This window comes from Kitasatospora gansuensis, from assembly GCF_014203705.1.
GTDB classification, from domain to species: domain Bacteria; phylum Actinomycetota; class Actinomycetes; order Streptomycetales; family Streptomycetaceae; genus Kitasatospora; species Kitasatospora gansuensis.
In genome coordinates, this window is record NZ_JACHJR010000001.1 from 3825031 (window position 1) to 3842011 (window position 16981).

15 protein-coding genes are annotated in these 16981 nt (G+C 69.9%); 7 read left to right on the top strand and 8 right to left on the bottom strand.

The features are described 5' to 3' along the window. Window positions 1–56: 56 nt before the first annotated feature. Entirely contained in the window at window positions 57–1643 is a 1587-nt protein-coding gene (dnaB, locus tag F4556_RS16800; RefSeq protein ID WP_313068331.1) for a replicative DNA helicase, read from the bottom strand. A 417-nt stretch (window positions 1644–2060) separates the two neighbouring features. On the opposite strand from dnaB, the gene F4556_RS16805 reads away from it, so the two are divergent. Beyond that, the gene (locus tag F4556_RS16805) at window positions 2061–3389 is read left to right on the top strand and encodes an MATE family efflux transporter (protein ID WP_184916390.1); all 1329 of its coding nucleotides are present in this window, start codon (window positions 2061–2063) and stop codon (window positions 3387–3389) included. 68 nt (window positions 3390–3457) lie between these two features. Here the strand turns inward: F4556_RS16805 and rplI are convergent, their stop codons facing one another. From rplI to rpsF, 4 genes are all read right to left on the bottom strand, one after another. Further along, on the bottom strand, window positions 3458–3904 hold the full coding sequence (gene rplI, locus F4556_RS16810; protein WP_184916392.1) for a 50S ribosomal protein L9: 447 nt from the start codon (window positions 3902–3904) through the stop codon (window positions 3458–3460). Between the two features lie 17 nt (window positions 3905–3921). Continuing rightward, window positions 3922–4158, bottom strand: coding sequence for a 30S ribosomal protein S18 (gene rpsR / locus F4556_RS16815; RefSeq protein ID WP_030270170.1), 237 nt, complete (start codon window positions 4156–4158; stop codon window positions 3922–3924). A 63-nt stretch (window positions 4159–4221) separates the two neighbouring features. Beyond that, a complete protein-coding gene (locus F4556_RS16820; RefSeq protein ID WP_184916395.1) occupies window positions 4222–4851 on the bottom strand; it encodes a single-stranded DNA-binding protein in 630 nt (209 codons plus the stop codon). Window positions 4852–4955: 104 nt separating this feature from the next. Then, window positions 4956–5246, bottom strand: coding sequence for a 30S ribosomal protein S6 (gene rpsF / locus F4556_RS16825; RefSeq protein ID WP_057228543.1), 291 nt, complete (start codon window positions 5244–5246; stop codon window positions 4956–4958). Window positions 5247–5544: 298 nt separating this feature from the next. Between rpsF and F4556_RS16830 the strand changes: the two genes are divergently transcribed. The 3 genes from F4556_RS16830 to F4556_RS16840 all read left to right on the top strand — a co-directional run bounded on the left by F4556_RS16830 (window position 5545) and on the right by F4556_RS16840 (window position 8254). Beyond that, window positions 5545–5850 carry a hypothetical protein gene (locus tag F4556_RS16830; protein WP_184916398.1) on the top strand — a complete coding sequence of 102 codons (306 nt, stop codon included), beginning with the start codon at window positions 5545–5547 and terminating at the stop codon, window positions 5848–5850. A 203-nt stretch (window positions 5851–6053) separates the two neighbouring features. After that, entirely contained in the window at window positions 6054–7172 is a 1119-nt protein-coding gene (locus tag F4556_RS16835) for a lipid II:glycine glycyltransferase FemX (RefSeq protein WP_184916401.1), read from the top strand. A gap of 32 nt (window positions 7173–7204) precedes the next feature. Further along, complete coding sequence (locus F4556_RS16840) at window positions 7205–8254, top strand: alanine racemase (protein ID WP_184916404.1); 1050 nt, start codon at window positions 7205–7207, stop codon at window positions 8252–8254. 4 nt (window positions 8255–8258) lie between these two features. Here the strand turns inward: F4556_RS16840 and F4556_RS16845 are convergent, their stop codons facing one another. Together F4556_RS16845 and F4556_RS16850 are read right to left on the bottom strand one after the other, a co-directional pair. Next, a complete protein-coding gene (locus tag F4556_RS16845) occupies window positions 8259–9803 on the bottom strand; it encodes a glycosyltransferase family 87 protein (protein ID WP_184916407.1) in 1545 nt (514 codons plus the stop codon). Between the two features lie 120 nt (window positions 9804–9923). Next, window positions 9924–12521 carry a transglycosylase domain-containing protein gene (locus F4556_RS16850; RefSeq protein WP_246511035.1) on the bottom strand — a complete coding sequence of 866 codons (2598 nt, stop codon included), beginning with the start codon at window positions 12519–12521 and terminating at the stop codon, window positions 9924–9926. Between the two features lie 322 nt (window positions 12522–12843). On the opposite strand from F4556_RS16850, the gene F4556_RS16855 reads away from it, so the two are divergent. From F4556_RS16855 to F4556_RS16865, 3 genes are all read left to right on the top strand, one after another. Continuing rightward, a complete protein-coding gene (locus F4556_RS16855; RefSeq protein ID WP_184916410.1) occupies window positions 12844–13515 on the top strand; it encodes a PadR family transcriptional regulator in 672 nt (223 codons plus the stop codon). Between the two features lie 132 nt (window positions 13516–13647). After that, the gene (locus tag F4556_RS16860) at window positions 13648–14730 is read left to right on the top strand and encodes an inositol-3-phosphate synthase (RefSeq protein ID WP_184916413.1); all 1083 of its coding nucleotides are present in this window, start codon (window positions 13648–13650) and stop codon (window positions 14728–14730) included. A 147-nt stretch (window positions 14731–14877) separates the two neighbouring features. After that, window positions 14878–16182, top strand: a complete 1305-nt coding sequence (locus F4556_RS16865; RefSeq protein WP_313068332.1) for an MFS transporter — start codon at window positions 14878–14880, stop codon at window positions 16180–16182. Window positions 16183–16250: 68 nt separating this feature from the next. On the opposite strand, the gene F4556_RS16870 is transcribed toward F4556_RS16865, so the two are convergent. Next, window positions 16251–16967 carry a restriction endonuclease gene (locus F4556_RS16870; protein ID WP_184916419.1) on the bottom strand — a complete coding sequence of 239 codons (717 nt, stop codon included), beginning with the start codon at window positions 16965–16967 and terminating at the stop codon, window positions 16251–16253. Window positions 16968–16981 lie beyond the last annotated feature (14 nt).

The window sequence follows — 16981 nt, forward strand, 5'->3', positions numbered from 1 at the left end:
GACTTCGATCCGACACCGATCATGAGATTCCGACACGAAATTTGAGACCCTACAGGTCAGGTCACGTCCCGGGTCATGTCGACGAAGCGGGAGTAGTGGCCCTGGAAGGCGACCGTGATGGTGGCGGTCGGGCCGTTACGGTGCTTGGCGACGATCAGGTCGGCCTCGCCGGCCCGGGGGGACTCCTTCTCGTAGGCGTCCTCGCGGTGCAGCAGGATCACCATGTCGGCGTCCTGCTCGATCGAGCCGGACTCGCGGAGGTCGGAGACCATCGGCTTCTTGTCGGTGCGCTGCTCGGGACCACGGTTCAGCTGGGAGAGCGCGATGACCGGGACCTCGAGCTCCTTGGCCAGCAGCTTGAGGTTTCGGGACATGTCGGAGACCTCCTGCTGCCGGCTCTCGGCGCGGCGGGAGCCACCGGACTGCATCAGCTGGAGGTAGTCGATGACCACCAGCTTGAGGTCCTGACGCTGCTTCAGCCGGCGGCACTTGGCGCGGATCTCCATCATCGACAGGTTGGGCGAGTCGTCGATGAAGAGCGGTGCGGCCGTCACGTCCGGCATCCGCCGGGCCACCCTGGTCCAGTCGTCGTCGGTCATGTTGCCGGAGCGCATGTGGTGCAGGGCGACCCGCGCCTCGGCCGAGAGCAGGCGCATGGCGATCTCGTTGCGCCCCATTTCGAGCGAGAAGATCACGCTGGGCAGGCCGTTGGTGATCGAGCAGGCCCGGGAGAAGTCCAGCGCCAGCGTCGACTTGCCCATCGCGGGGCGGGCCGCGATGACGATCATCTGGCCCGGGTGCAGGCCGTTGGTGAGCGCGTCCAGGTCGGCGAAGCCGGTCGGGACGCCGGACATCTGGCCCTGGCGGGAGCCGATCGCCTCGATCTCGTCGAGGGCGCCCTCCATGATGTCGGCGAGCGGGGCGTAGTCCTCGCTGGTGCGCTGCTCGGTGACGGCGTAGATCTCGGCCTGGGCGGCGTTGACGATCTCGTCGACGTCGCCCTCGGCGGCGTAGCCCATGCCGGCGATCCGGGTGCCGGCCTCGACCAGGCGGCGGAGCACCGCGCGCTCGTGCACGATCTGGGCGTAGTACTCGGCGTTGGCCGCGGTCGGGACGGAGTTGACCAGGGTGTGCAGGTAGCCGGGGCCACCGACCCGGACCAGCTCGCCGCGCTTGGTGAGCTCGCTGGCGACGGTGATCGGGTCGGCCGGCTCGCCCCGGGCGTAGAGGTCGAGGATGGCGCTGTGGATCAGCTCGTGGGCCGGGCGGTAGTAGTCGAGCGGCTTGAGCACCTCGACCACGTCGGCGATGGCGTCCTTGGAGAGCAGCATGCCGCCGAGCACGGACTGCTCGGCCGCGAGGTCCTGCGGCGGCACCCGCTCGAAGGCGTCCGAGCCGGCCCGCTCCTCGGCCGAGTCGGAGCCGGCGGAGTCCTTGCGCTTGCCACCGCGCTGGAAGTTGCCCTTGCCGAAGTTGCCGCCGCCACCGCCGCCGAAGCCGCCCTCGCTCTTGCGGCTGACCGGGAGCCGGTCGCCGGGGCCGTCCGGAAAGTCCGCCGGGCCCGGGGGGAAGGCGTCGTCGGACGGCTGCCAGTCATCCTCCGGCGGCGGGGCGTCGTGGTCGTCGTACTGGGGGCCGGTCACGCGTCTTCCCCGATCAGCGAGTGGTGCGAGTTGTTGCCAGGCGGAGCGAATGGGGGTGGTCCTCCTTCTTACGCCACCGCACCGACAAATCGCCCGAGAGCGACCAACGCTAAGGCCCGGACACCGATCGGCCAAGATGGTTATCCACAGGGCATGTGGACGACGGGCCCATACCTGTGGAGAACTCCCGCAATCCTGTGCACAACTCTGTGGACCCCGCTGTGGACAACCCGCACAGCCGTTCAATGCACCGGCTCTGACCTGCGACGACCGATCCGGACGGCTGTGCATGAGAAATTCTTCACACAACCGCCCGGACGGCGGCCCAACGGCCCCACCCGACCACTCGCTCAGCGTTTCGAGTAACAGATCAATGACCCTTGTGGTCATTACCTGTGGATGAGTAGCCTTGCCAGCATGAAACCCGCCGCCGTCACCCGCCGCCGACACGACCGGGAGATCCTCGCCCTGGCGGTCCCCGCGTTCGGCGCCCTGGTCGCCGAACCGCTCTTCCTGATGGCCGACTCCGCCATCGTCGGCCACCTCGGCACCGCCCAGCTGGCCGGTCTCGGCATCGCCACCGCCGTGCTCTCCACCGTCACCGGCGTGTTCGTCTTCCTGGCGTACGCGACCACCGCCGCGGTGGCCCGCCGGATCGGCGCGGGCGACCGCCGGGCCGCCGTCCAGCAGGGCATCGACGGCATCTGGCTGGCGCTGCTGCTGTCGGCCGGCGTGGTCGCGCTCACCATCCCGTTCGCCCCGCAGGCGGTGGACGCGCTCGGCGCCTCGGCGACCGCCGCCCCGTACGCCGTCACCTACCTGCGGATCAGCGCCCTGGGCATCCCGGCGGTGCTGCTGGTGCTGGCCGCCACCGGCGTCCTGCGCGGCCTGCAGGACACCCGCACCCCGCTCCGGGTGGCGATCGCCGGCTTCGCGGCCAACCTGCTGCTGAACCTCGGCCTGGTGTACGGGGCCGGGCTAGGCGTGGCCGGCTCGGCCTGGGGCACCGTGCTGGCACAGACCGGGATGGCCGCGGTGTACGTGCTGGTGGTGGTCCGCGGCGCCCGCCGGGAGGGGGCCGGGCTGCGGCCCGACCTGCCCGGCATCCGGGCCTGCGCCAAGGCCGGCGGCCCGCTGCTGGTCCGTACGCTCAGCCTGCGCGGGGTGCTGATGGTGGCCACGGCGGTGGCGGCCACCCTCGGCGACGTCGAGGTGGCGGCCCATCAGATCGCCATGACCATCTGGGTGTTCCTGGCCTTCGTGCTGGACGCGATCGCGATCGCCGGGCAGGCCATCATCGGCCGCTACCTGGGCGCCGCCGACGTGCCGGGCACCCGGGCGGCCACCCGCCGGATGATCGAGTGGGGCCTGCTGGTGGGGGTCCTGCTCGGCCTGCTGCTGGTGCTCACCCGCCCGCTGTACGTACCGCTGTTCAGCACCGACCCGGTGGTCCGGCAGCAGCTCTCGGACATCCTGCTGCTGGTCGCGCTGACCGAGCCGGTGGCCGGGGTGGTGTTCGTGCTGGACGGGGTGCTGATGGGCGCCGGGGACGGCCGCTACCTGGCCTGGGCGGGCGTCGGCACCTTCGTGGTGTTCGCCCCGGTGGCACTGCTGGTCCCGACGCTGGGCGGCGGTCTGGCGGCGCTCTGGTGGGCGATGAACCTGTTCATGCTGTGCCGGGCGGCGTTCCTCTGCCTCCGGGTCAGGACCGGGCACTGGCTGGTCACCGGCGCCGTCCGGAGCTGAACCGGCGAACAGCAGAACGGCCCGGCTCCCCCGAGGGGGAACCGGGCCGTTCGGTGCTACGGCGTAGCTCAGGCAGCGACGACGGCGACGTCGAGGTTGGCCTGGACGTCGGCGTGCAGCTTGACCGAGACCTTGTGGGTGCCCACGGTCTTGATCGGCGAGGCGATCGCGACAGCGCGCTTGTCCACGGCCGGGCCGCCGGCAGCCTTGACGGCAGCCACGACGTCGGCCTGGGTCACCGAGCCGAACAGGCGGCCGGCGTCGCCGGAGCGAACGGCCAGCTTGACCTGAAGGCCCTCGAGCTGACCCTTGACCGCGGTCGCGGCCTCGAGGGTCTGGATCGAGTGGATCTTGCGGGCGCGACGGATCGCGTCCACGTCCTTCTGGCCGCCCTTGGTCCAGCGGATGGCGAAGCCACGCGGGACCAGGAAGTTGCGGGCGTAGCCGTCCTTGACCTCGACGACCTCACCGGCACTGCCGAGGCCGGGGACCTCGTGAGTGAGGATGATCTTCATTCTTCGGTCACCCTCTCTTAGCGCGTGGTGGAGGTGTAGGGCAGCAGCGCCATCTCACGGCTGTTCTTCACGGCCGTGGCGACGTCGCGCTGGTGCTGGGTGCAGTTGCCGGTGACCCGGCGGGCGCGGATCTTCCCGCGGTCGGAGATGAACTTGCGGAGCAAGTTCGTGTCCTTGTAGTCAACGTAGTTGACCTTGTCCTTGCAGAAGACGCAAACCTTCTTCTTAGGCTTGCGAGCAGGCGGCTTCGCCATCATGTGCTCCTGTGATTACGAAATCTGTCAGCATTCCGGGCCGGAGGGCCCGGTAGCACCGCTTTAGAACGGGGGCTCTTCCGAGAAGCCGCCACCGGCCGGGGCACCCCAACCGCCGCCGCCACCCTGGTTTCCACCAGGGGCCGGAGCGCTGGAAGCCCACGGGTCGTCGGACGGAGCGGACTGGCCGCCACCGGAGTTGCCACCCCAGTTGCCGCCACCCTGGCCGCCACCGGAGCCGCCGGAGCCGCCCCAGGAACCGCCCTGGCCGCCGCCACCCTGCTGGCCGCCGCCGCTGAAGCCACTGCCGCCACCAGGACCGCCGGAGCGGTTGGCGCGGGTGACCTTGGCGGTCGCCGAACGCAGGCTGGGACCGACCTCGTCGACCTCGACCTCGAAGACCGTCCGCTTCTCGCCTTCCTTGGTCTCGTAAGACCGCTGGCGCAGTCGGCCCTGCACGATCACGCGCATGCCGCGCTGCAGCGACTCGGCCACGTTCTCCGCCGGCTGACGCCAGACGTTGCACGTGAGGAAGAGGCTCTCGCCGTCCTTCCACTCGTTGGTCTGACGATCGAACGTGCGCGGGGTGGACGCGATACGGAACTTCGCGACCGCCGCACCCGACGGGGTGAAGCGCAGCTCGGGGTCGTCGACGAGATTGCCGACGAGGGTAATGACGGTCTCGCCTGCCATGGTGGTGGTGACCTCTCGGAAAGAAGTTCTGCGGTGCTCGTCCGCTGTTTCACGTGAAACAGCGAACGTGAGCCCACCTGACGCCTAGGGCGTCAGGAAGTGGCTCAGTGGGTGTCCGGGCGCAGGACCTTGGTCCGCAGAACCGACTCGCTCAGGCTGAGCTGGCGGTCGAGCTCCTTGACGACCTCAGGCGTGGCCTTCAGGTCGATGACCGAGTAGATGCCCTCGGACTGCTTGTTGATCTCGTACGCCAGGCGACGACGACCCCAGGTGTCGATCTTCTCGACCTTGCCGCCACCGGTGCGGACAACGTTGAGGAAGTTCTCGATCAGCGGGGCGACAGCGCGCTCCTCGACCGAAGGGTCGAGGATGAGCATCAGCTCGTAGTGACGCATGGGTAACCCACCTCCTTTGGACTCAGCGGCCACGGTCTCTCCGTGGCAGGAGGGTTGTGCAGCGTCGGCACCGATGTGGTGGCGCCGTACCGAGAACGTAGCCCTCGGCACTGACAACCGGCCCCCAGCCCGGTGAAGGGCAGACGGGGGCACAACTACACCAGTGCAGACCGCACAGCCTACCCGCACCCGTACGGCCCAACAAAATTTTTGCGGCAAAACACCTACGGGTTGTGATCCGCCACTCAATCGCCGCAATCTGGACAGAACGGCTCTTCCACCCAGGAGGTGGGCTCCAATGGCACAGTCCGTCCGCCGTACTCCGCCGTTCACCCTCAACACCGACGGTCACCGGCATCCGCGGGAGAACACGCTGGTCGGCATCGCCGCCGTGCTCGGCCTGCTGGCCTTCACCACGGCGTTCTTCCACAACCTGCACCTGATCAGTTCCTGGTCCGGGCTCTTCGGCGTCCTGACCGCGCTCTGGGGCCAGTTCGTCTCGGTCACCACGGCGGAGCGGTTCGCGCTGATGGTGTCGCTGGTGATGGCCGCGGTCGGCTTCTACCTCGGGGTGGCCCACGGTGGCCTCTACGGGGGCGCGTGACCGGCCCCGCGCGCTGACTCGTCGAAGACGATCCCCGCGCCAGGCGTAACCTCCGGCGCCCCCGTCGCGTACTTCCTGTGCACAGCTTCGCGACGGGGGCGCCACCATGCCTTCCGGCGGCCCCGGGCAGCCGAGCCCGAAACGGACCATTCGGGCGATAGGGTCACCACTGGACCGGCCGACCCAGAAGGAGCAACCCCAGCATGAGCCTGCGCCTGAGGACGATCACCCGTGAGGAACACCTGGCGTTCATCCGGACGCGCCCGTCCGCCAGCCACATGCAGGTGCCGTCCTGGGGCGACGTCAAGTCCGAGTGGCGCACCGAGAGCATCGGCTGGCTCGACGAGTCCGACCAGCTGGTCGGGGCCGGCCTGGTGCTCTACCGCCAGCTGCCCAAGCTGAAGCGCTACCTGGCCTACCTGCCCGAGGGCCCGGTGATCGACTGGTTCGACCGGGACCTGGGCCGGTGGCTCGACCCGATGCTGGCGCACCTCAAGTCGCAGGGCGCCTTCTCGGTGAAGATGGGCCCCCCGGTGGTGATCCGCCGGTGGAACGCGCCCACCATCAAGGAGGCGATCGCGGGCGGGCAGGCCAAGCGCCTGCGCGACCTGGAGCCGGACTGGTACGAGCCGCGCGCCTTCGAGCTGGCCGAGCGGCTGCGCAAGTCCGGCTGGCTGCAGGGCGAGGACGGCGGCGCGGGCTTCGGCGACGTGCAGCCCCGGTACGTGTTCCAGGTGCCGCTGGCCAACCGCTCGCTGGACGACGTGCAGAAGGGCTTCAACCAGCTCTGGCGCCGGAACATCAAGAAGGCCGAGAAGAGCGGCGTCGAGGTGGTCCAGGGCGGCTACGAGGACCTCGCGGTCTTCCACAAGCTGTACGTGGTGACCGCCGAGCGGGACCACTTCACGCCCCGACCGCTCTCCTACTTCCAGCAGATGTGGACGGCGCTCACCGCCGAGGACCCGAACCGGATGCGGCTCTACCTGGCGTACCACGAGGGCGAACCGCTGGCCGCCACCACCATGCTGACGGTCGGTGAGCACGTCTGGTACTCCTACGGCGCCTCGGCCAACCACAAGCGCGAGGTCAAGCCGTCCAACGCGATCCAGTGGCGGATGATGCGGGACTCCTACGCCCTCGGCGGGAGCATCTACGACCTGCGCGGGATCAGCGACACGCTCGACGAGGACGACCACCTGTTCGGGCTGATCCAGTTCAAGGTCGGCACCGGCGGCCAGGCCGCCGAGTACGTCGGCGAGTGGGACTTCCCGCTCAACAAGCTGCTGCACAAGGCGCTGGACATCTACATGTCCCGCCGCTGACCGACCGTCACACCGCCCGGGGAGAGAAGCCGATGACCCTGTCGCTGTACCTGGACACCGCCCGGTGGCGGGCCCACCAGCAGTCCGTGCTGGCCGAGTTCCCCGGTCTGGTGCCGGTGGCCAAGGGCAACGGCTACGGGCTCGGCAACGCCCGGCTGGCCGAGGAGGCGACCCGGCTCGGCGCCGGGCTGCTGGCGGTCGGCACCGCCGACGAGGCGCGGGCGGCGGCCGGGGTCTTCACCGGCGAGCTGCTGGTGCTCACCCCGTACCGGACCGGCGAGGAGCCGCTCCCGCTCGGGGTGATCCGCACCGTGGCGCACCTGGAGGCGGCCCGGGCGCTGCCGGCCGGCTCCCGGGTGGTGGTGGAGTGCATGACCTCGATGCGCCGGCACGGCATCGCGCCCGGCGACCTGGCGCACCTGCCGACCGACGGGGTCACCCTGGAGGGCTTCGCGCTGCACCTGCCGCTGGACCGGCCAGGGGGGTCCCCCCGCCCGGAGGTTGGGGGAGGTTCCGAATCGGTGGCCGAGGTGGCCGACTGGGTGGACGCGATCGCGGCGGCCGGGCTGCCGACCGGCACGGTCTACCTGAGCCACCTCGGCTCGGCCGACCTGGCGCGGCTGGCGCAGCGCTACCCGGCCACCGCCTTCCGGTCCCGGATCGGCACCCGGCTCTGGCTCGGCGATCCCGGCGCGCTGCAGGCCAGGGCCACCGTCATGGACGTCACCCCGGTGGCCAAGGGCGACAGGTACGGCTACCGCCAGCACCGGGCGCCCTCGGACGGTCACCTGCTGGTGGTCTCCGGCGGCACCGCGCACGGGGTGGGGCTGGAGGCCCCCAAGTACGTGCACGGGATAGTGCCCCGGGCCAAGGGCCTGGCCCGGGCGGGCCTGGCCACCGTCAACCGCACCCTCTCGCCGTACGCCTGGACCGGCCGGCAGCTCTGGTTCGCCGAGCCGCCGCACATGCAGGTGAGCATCCTGTTCCTGCCCACCGGCGGCAAGCCGCCGGTGATCGGTGACGAGCTCGCGCTGAACACCCGTCACACCACCACCCACTTCGACCGGGTGGTGGACGGCTAGTCGTTCAGTCGTTCGGGACGGAGCTCTGCTCGGGCAGCCAGTCGGCCTGCTCCGGCAGCTGGTAGTCCTGGTACGTGCGCTCCTCGCGCAGCCGGCGGGCCTGGCCGAGCACGAAGACGTCCGGGGCCTGGTCCAGCACCCCGCCCGACGGGTCGTCACTGCCGTCCCAGCGGACCGGATCGAGCTCCGGGCGAAGGATGTCGCGGACCACCAGGTAGCACAGGTACAGGGTGCCGAGCAGGTGCAGCACGATCGCCAGGTGGTACCAGTCCTGGCCGATGCCGTGCTGCTTGGAGTCGCCGGTGAAGGCCAGGTAGGACCAGACGCCGAGGAAGTACAGCACCTCGCAGGCCTGCCAGATCAGGAAGTCCCGCCAGCGCGGCCGGGCCAGCGCGGCGAGCGGGATCAGCCAGAGCACGTACTGCGGCGAGTAGACCTTGTTGGTCAGGATGAACGCGGCCACCACCAGGAAGGCCAGCTGGGCGAAGCGCGGGCGGCGCGGGGCGGAGAGCGCGAGCCAGCAGATCCCCAGGCAGCTGACGATCAGCAGGCCGGCGATCCAGGTGTTCAGGGTCTCCAGCTGCTTGCCGCGGTCCTGCATGAGGATCAGCCAGAACGAGCCGAAGTCCTCCTTGCGGGTCTGGCTGAAGGTGTAGAAGGTGGCCCAGCCCTTCCAGTTGGCCGCCATCACCGGCAGGTTGACCAGCAGCCAGGCGCCGAGCGCGCCGCCGGTGGCCGCCCAGAAGGCGCGCCAGCGGCCGGCCCGCCAGCAGAGCACCAGAAGCGGGCCGAGCAGCAGCAGGGGGTAGAGCTTGGCCGCGGTGGCCAGACCGATGAAGACCCCGGCCCAGACCGGGCGGCGGCCGGACCAGTAGGCCATCGCGACGGCGCAGAAGGCGACCGCCAACAGGTCCCAGTTGATGGTGAAGTTGAGCGCCAGCGCGGGGGCCAGCGCGAACAGCAGCGCGTCCCAGGGGCGGCGGCGGTGGGTCCGGGTGAGCGCGACCACGGTGACCACCGCGCAGACCATCAGCATCCCGGCGTTGATCAGCCAGAACAGCTGCTCGCGGGTCTCGGTGGAGCCGCCGCCGGGCGTCAGCCAGGCCGCCACCTGCATGAACAGGCCGGTCAGCACCGGGTATTCGAGGTACTGCATGTCCGGGCTGGGCTGCGGCAGCATGTCGACGTACGGGGTCAGCCCGGTGGCGAAGCCGCGCCAGGTGTACAGGTGCGGGATGTCGCTGTAACAGGCGTGGGTGTACTGGGTGGTGGCGCCGCGGAACCAGCCGCCGTCGTAGCAGGGCAGCTTCTGGATCATGCCCAGCACGCAGACCACGATCACCGCGACGGCCAGGAAGCGGGCCGGGATCCACCAGTTGACGCCGAGCAGGGCGCGGCGTCCCGGCGGGCCGCCGAGCAGTTCGCTGCCCGCGGCGGAGACCGGGTCCTCGTCCGCGGGGACGACCACCGTGTTCGGCAGCGGGCCCGCCTCATCGTCCACCGGCACCGTGGCCGTGCTGCCGTTCTCGTCCCGAGCGCTCGACGTCATGGCGGACATGATGCCGCACCGTTCCGCTCCGTAGGAGCTGCCCCCGCCAACCGGTTCCGAACGGACCGGTGGCGGCCCTCCGAGGAGGACCGCCACCGGGTACTTCGGGTTCCGCGTCGGTCAGGGACTGGTGCCGTTGGGCGCCACGCCGTTGGCCGGGTCGCTGGAGGGACTGCCGCTCCCCGACGGCGAGCCGGAAGGACGGCCCGACTTGCTCGGCTTGGGCGAGGCCGACCCGCTCGGGCAGAACGCCGGGATCAGGCAGGACTCGGTGGCGCTCGGCGTGTTGCTCGGCGTGGCCGGCGCGCTCGGGGTGAGCGTCGGGACCGTGGGCGCGATCGTGGTCGGGTCGGCGACCGGCGCGGTCGCGCTCGCCGAGGCGGAGGCCGAGGCGGTGGCCGGGGCGCCCGAGGAGTCGATCTGCTCGCCGATCTCGCCCGGCTTCGGGAAGGTCTCCTTCGGCTGACCGTTCAGGATGATCTTCATGTAGCGGGTGAAGATGTCGGTCGGGAAGTCACCACCGTGCACCTCGTCCTTGCCCGCGGTGCCGTCCAGCGTCTGCAGGCCGGGCTTGCCCGCCTCCTCCCGCCACATGCCGACCGAGGTGACCAGCGAGGGGGTGTAGCCGACCCACCAGGCGGACAGGCCGCGGTCGGTGGTACCGGTCTTGCCGGCGATCTGCCGGCCGAGCGCGTTGGTCTTCTCACCGGTGCCGTTCTTGGCCACGTTCACCAGCACGTCGGTCACGTTGTCCGCGACCACCTCCTCCAGCACCGCCTTGGGCGTGGGCTTGGCGAAGCTCTTCAGCTCGGCGCCCTCGCGGATCACCTTGCTGACCGAGTACGGGTCGGTCTGCTGGCCGCGGGCCGCGAACACCGAGTAGGCCGAGGCCAGTCGGATCGCACTGGGGGTGGAGGTGCCGAGCGGGAAGGTGATGGTCGAGGAGTCGGTCAGGCTCTCCTTGCGCAGGCCCATCTGCTCCACCAGGTTGCCCACCACCTTGGTGCCGACGTCCTGGCCGAGCTGCACGAACGGCACGTTGTACGAGTTGCGCATCGCCTCCTTGAGCGAGACGTAACCCGGCATCCCCTTGCCGCTGTTCTTCTGGTGGTACGGCTTGCCGTCGTCGCCGATCACCGGCGAGCCGTCCAGCTTGTGGATCTCCGTCTTGTCGTCGGCGAGGTAGCGGCTCTCCGCGTTGATCCGCTTCGGCTTGCCGTCGTTGCCGGTCTCGGTCTGCACGCCGTACTGCATCGCGGCGGCCAGCACGAAGGGCTTGAAGGTCGAGCCGACCGGGACGCCGAGGGTGTCGGCGTTGTTGGTGTGGTGGCCCGTCTCGACGCCGGGACCACCGTAGATCGCCACGATCGCACCGTCGTTGGGCAGCACCGAGGCCGCGCCGATCTGGACGAACTTGTCCTTCTCGCGCTTGTCCGGCTTCAGGGTCTCCGCCTGGAAGTCGTCGACCGCCTTCTTCAGCGCGTCGACCTTGTCCTTCTGGAACGTGGTGTGGATCTGGTAGCCGCCCTTGGCGAGCGCGGCCTCCGTGATGGTCTTGTCCTTGCTCATCAGGTACTTGTTGACCACCTCGACCATGTAGCTGACCTGGCCGTTCATGCTGGCCGGGGCCTTCTTGGCGGTCGGCTCGGGGAAGACGGCACAGGTGGCCCGCTTCTCCTTGGTGATGGCGCCGGTGGTGACCATCCGGTCCAGCACCTCGTTCCAGCGCTTGACCGCCCGCTCGTGGTTGGCCGGGCTGGTGGCCGGGTCGTAGAGCGCGGCGCCCTTGAGCAGACCGGCCAGCAGCGCGCTCTGGCAGAGGTCCAGGTCCTTCGCGTTCACCCCGTAGTACGCCTGGGCGGCGGCCTGGGCGCCGGTGGCGCCGCGGCCGAACCAGCTGCTGTTCAGGTAGCCGGTGAGGATCTTGTCCTTGCCGTACTCCTGGTTCACCTTGAGGGTGATGAAGAGCTCCCTGGCCTTACGGCTCAGGGTCTGGTCCTGGTTCAGGTAGGCGTTCTTGACGTACTGCTGGGTGATGGTCGAGCCGCCCTGGGTCTCACCACCGGTGGCCATGTTGTAGACCGCCCGGGCGATGCCCTTGGGGTCGATACCGCTGTCGTCCCAGAACGACGCGTTCTCGGTCGAGATGGCCGCGTTCTGCAGGTCCTTGCTGATGTCGCCGAGCTGCACCACCTGTCGGTTGGTGTCGCCCTGACGGGTCATCTCGCTGCCGTCGGCCCAGTAGTAGATGTTGTTCTGGGTCTCCACGACCTTGTTCACGTCGGGGATCGGCGTCATCGCGTAGGTCACGCCGACCGCGCCCACCCCGGTCCCGAAGAACAGCAGGAAGGTGCTCAACTGCAGCTTCCAGGACGGGATCCAGCGCCGGAAGCCGGTCTTGCCGAAGCGCGGGTAGTCGATGAAGCGCTTCTTGGCCGGCTTGCCGTTCCGCCCGACCGGGGGCGCACCGGCGGCGGCCGCACCGCGGCCGGCGGTGCCGCCACCACTGCGGGTGGCCTGCTGCCTGCGCATCTCGGCCCGGGTCAGCCGCGGCTGCTGGGCGGTCGGCCGGCCCCCCGAGGGGCGTTCGCCGCCACGGGTGTACGAGGGCGCGCCCTCCGGCGGGCTGCCGTAGGCGTACGGGCGCCCGTCGTCGGCCTGCTGGCCCGACGGTTCCTCGCCGCCCGGGTTGGACGACCTCCGACGGTGTTCGCTCATCTTCCAGCCACTCCTCGGTCCTCGCGCACGACCGACAGCCCGTGCACACGCGACAGAGTACGCAGCTGGAAATCGCACCTAATCGGGCATCAGGTGTCAACTGCCGCATAACGGCACCAGATCATTACATGCCCGTTGCCAACCTGGCCCCGGACAGCCCTTGACGGCCGCTCAGCTCCGCCGTCCGGACATCCTGTGATCACATTCACCCGAGTCGCTCTTGCCCGTTCCGTGACCCAGGTTTACTGTTCTCGATATATCGAGCCGATACATCGGAGCGACATAACGGCCGGGCATACCGGCGGAGGGAGGCGGAACGACAGTGAGCAGGCGCTCGGGAGTCCTGGAGTTCGCCGTCCTCGGCCTGCTGCACGACGCCCCGATGCACGGCTACGAGCTGCGCAAGCGGCTCAACGTCCTGCTCGGCTCGTTCCGCGCGTTCTCCTACGGCACGCTCTACCCCTGCCTGAAGAGCCTGGTGGCCCAGGGCTTCCTGGTCGAGGACAACCCCGACACGGAGTACGTCCCCGCCACCGCGCTCAACGGCAAGCGGTCGAAGATCGTCTACCGGCTGTCCGCCGAGGGCAAGCAGCGCTTCGAGGAGCTGCTCGCCGACTCGGGTCCGGACGCCTGGGAGGACGAGCACTTCGGGGTGCACTTCGCCTTCTTCGGTCAGACCGACCGGGCCGTGCGGATGCGCGTCCTGGAGGGCCGCCGCAGCCGGCTGGAGGAGCGGCTGGAGCGGATGCGCAGCTCGATCGCCCGTACCCGCGAGCGGTTCGACGACTACACGCTCGAACTGCAGCGGCACGGTCTCGAGTCGGTGGAGCGCGAGGTCCGCTGGCTCAACGAGCTGATCGAGACCGAGCGGGCCAACCGGACCGGGCGCCCCGGCGCCGCACCCGGTGACACCAGTACTTCGGACGGCCGTGGCCAGGAGGCCGGGTCTCCTGACCCGCCGAGGCCACCGCACGACCGCCCGGGGCGTTCCTGACGGGAACGCTGACCTCGCCGCCACCCTCGGGTGCGTGCGGCGGGACTGGGCGCGTCGCGCCCACCAGAGAAGAGAAGTTGAGCGAGACCGCCCGATCGGGTGGGCCTCATGAGATCAGAGGGAGCAACCGGAATGGGTTCGGTTCGCGTAGCCATCGTGGGCGTCGGCAACTGTGCCGCGTCGCTGGTTCAGGGTGTCGAGTACTACAAGGACGCCGACCCCGCCGGCAAGGTCCCCGGGCTGATGCACGTGCAGTTCGGCGACTACCACGTCGGTGACGTGGAGTTCGTCGCCGCGTTCGACGTCGACGCCAAGAAGGTCGGCTTCGACCTCGCGGACGCCATCGGCGCCAGCGAGAACAACACCATCAAGATCTGCGACGTGCCGCCGACCGGCGTCACCGTGCAGCGTGGTCACACCCTCGACGGTCTCGGCAAGTACTACCTCGAGACCATCGAGCAGTCCGACGAGGCCCCGGTCGACGTCGTCCAGGTCCTGAAGGACCGCCAGGTCGACGTCCTGGTCTGCTACCTGCCGGTCGGTTCCGAGCAGGCTGCCAAGTTCTACGCCCAGTGCGCCATCGACGCCAAGGTCGCGTTCGTCAACGCCCTCCCGGTCTTCATCGCCGGCACCAAGGAGTGGGCGGACAAGTTCACCGAGGCCGGCGTGCCGATCGTCGGTGACGACATCAAGTCGCAGGTCGGCGCGACCATCACGCACCGCGTGATGGCGAAGCTCTTCGAGGACCGCGGTGTCCTGCTGGAGCGCACCATGCAGCTGAACGTCGGCGGCAACATGGACTTCAAGAACATGCTCGAGCGTGAGCGCCTCGAGTCCAAGAAGATCTCGAAGACCAACGCCGTCACCTCCCAGGTCCGCGACCGCGACATGGGTGCCAAGAACGTCCACATCGGCCCGTCCGACTACGTCGCGTGGCTCGACGACCGCAAGTGGGCGTACGTCCGCCTCGAGGGCCGCGCGTTCGGCGACGTCCCGCTGAACCTCGAGTACAAGCTCGAGGTCTGGGACTCCCCGAACTCGGCCGGTGTCATCATCGACGCCGTCCGCGCCGCGAAGATCGCGCTGGACCGGGGCATCGGTGGCCCGATCCTGTCGGCGTCCTCGTACTTCATGAAGTCCCCGCCGGTGCAGTACTTCGACGACGAGGCCCGCGACAACGTGGAGAAGTTCATCCGCGGCGAGGTCGAGCGCTGAAGCGCCTGAGCTGACGACCCGAGGGGCCCTGACCAATGGTCAGGGCCCCTCGGGCTTTTCTCCGCTGACCCCGGGTCGACGGAGCCCGTGCGGGATCCGGCCATGTTTCACGTGAAACATCGGCACCGGCCATGGCACCCTGGGCGGGTGGCTCAGACGGGGAACGGCGGCAACTCACTCACCGGCCTGTTCCGGGCTGCCGATTTCCGGCGGCTGCTCACCGCCCGGGTGCTCTCCCAGCTCTCCGACGGCGTCTTCCAGGTCTCGCTGGCCTCGTACGTGATCTTCTCTCCCGAACGGCAGTCCAGCCCGGCCGACATCGCCTCGGTGCTGCTGGTGCTGCTGCTGCCGTTCTCGCTGATCGGTCCGTTCGCCGGGGTGCTGCTCGACCGCTGGCGCCGCCGGCAGGTGCTCTACCTCGGCAACCTGGCCCGCTGCGGCCTCGGTCTGGTGACCGGCGCCCTGCTGCTGGCCGGGGTGCCCGACTGGCTGTTCCTCGGCGCGGCCCTGCTGGTCACCGCGCTCAACCGGTTCATCCTGGCCGGACTCTCCGCCGCCCTCCCCCGGGTGGTCTCGCGTCCCGAGCAACTGGTCACCGCCAACGCGCTCTCCCCCACCCTCGGCACCGTCGCCGCGTTCTGCGGCGGCGGCCTCGGCTTCGTGGTCCACCTGATCCTCCCGCCGGGCTCCCGGGCGGATGCCCTGCTGGTCACCCTCGCCGCCCTGCTCTACCTGAGCGCCGCCCTGACCGCCCTGCGGATGGACCCCGACCTGCTCGGCCCCGACCACCACCCGGACCGGCCGCCCCTGCGCCGGGCCCTCGGCCTGGCCGCCCGCGAACTCGCCGACGGTGTACGCCACTTGGTCCGGGACTGCCGACCGGCCTCGCACGCCCTGGCCGCCGTCACGGCCGCCCGGTTCTGCTACGGCATCCTGGTCGTGGTTCTGCTGATGCTCTCCCGCTACACCTTCAACGACCCCACCGACAGCGCCGCCGGCATGACCACCCTCGGCAAGGCCCTCCTCGTCTCCGCCATCGGCTTCTTCGTCGCCGCCGTCATCAGCCCCTGGTGCACCCGCCGCCTCGGCCTCTCCGGCTGGCTCACCACCTGCGCCGCCTCCGCCGCCGTCTTCGTCCCCGCCCTCGGCCTGACCTTCTCCTTCGGCCCCATCATGGCCGCCGCCCTGCTCCTCGGCGTGGTCACCCAGGGCATCAAGATCTGCGCCGACACCGTGGTCCAGGAGTCCGTCGAGGACGCCTACCGCGGCCGCGTCTTCGCCATCTACGACGTCCTCTTCAACCTCGCCTTCGTCGCCGCCGCCTTCGTCACCGCCCTCGCCCTCCCCCTCGACGGCCGCTCCGTCCCCCTGATGCTCACCGTCGCCGTGCTCTACGCTCTGACCGCCACGCTCTACGCCCGCGCGGCCCGCCGGTCCCCCGTCCCGGCCTGACCGGCCCTTCGAACGGCCGGGGGTGGGTAATTGAGGTATCCACCCCCGGCTCTCTCACCGGCGCACGGCTAGACCAACTCGTCGAGCTCCTCCGCCGTGGCCCCCTCGTCGATCGCCCGGAGCAGCCTCAGCCGCCGCCGGGCGATCGCCTTCTCCTCGTCGTCCAGCACCACCCGCTCCAGCCGGTCGACCCGGTCCGCCATCGCGTCGATCTTCCGGCTGTTCCGGCCGACCTCCACCGCCAGCGCGTTCAGCAGCGGCACCACGCTGGTCCCGATCACCGACCGGACCGCCCGCTCGGCCACCGTCGCGACCGCCGCGTCCACCGACCCCTCGGGGTACGGGAACCGGTTGTCCACAACCCCGTCCACGGGGTTGTCCACAGCCTCCTGCCTGGCCTGCCGCTCCACGTCGAGCAGGTAGCACCGCACCTGACGTGCGGTTTCGCTGTCCCGCAGCAGCATCGCCACGTTCAGCACCGTCCGCCGGCTGAACAGCGCGAGCGACCTCGCCCGCGACTGGATCCCACTGAGTTGCTTGAAGCAACCCAGTTCGTCGCCGGTCAGCACCTGGTATCCGTTGCCGATCAGCTCCTGCCGGTGGTCGTGGACCACCGCCTTGATCACGGTCTCCCCCACCCCGAAGTACCGCGCCACCGCATCGGTGGTCACGTGCACCCCGTCCGGCAGGAAGGCCAACGCCTTCACCCGGTCCAGCACCTCGACCCGCTCGGCCACCGTCGCCCGCATCGTCGGGGACTCCAACAGGATCTCGTCCACAGCCATCGCTGCGTCCTCTC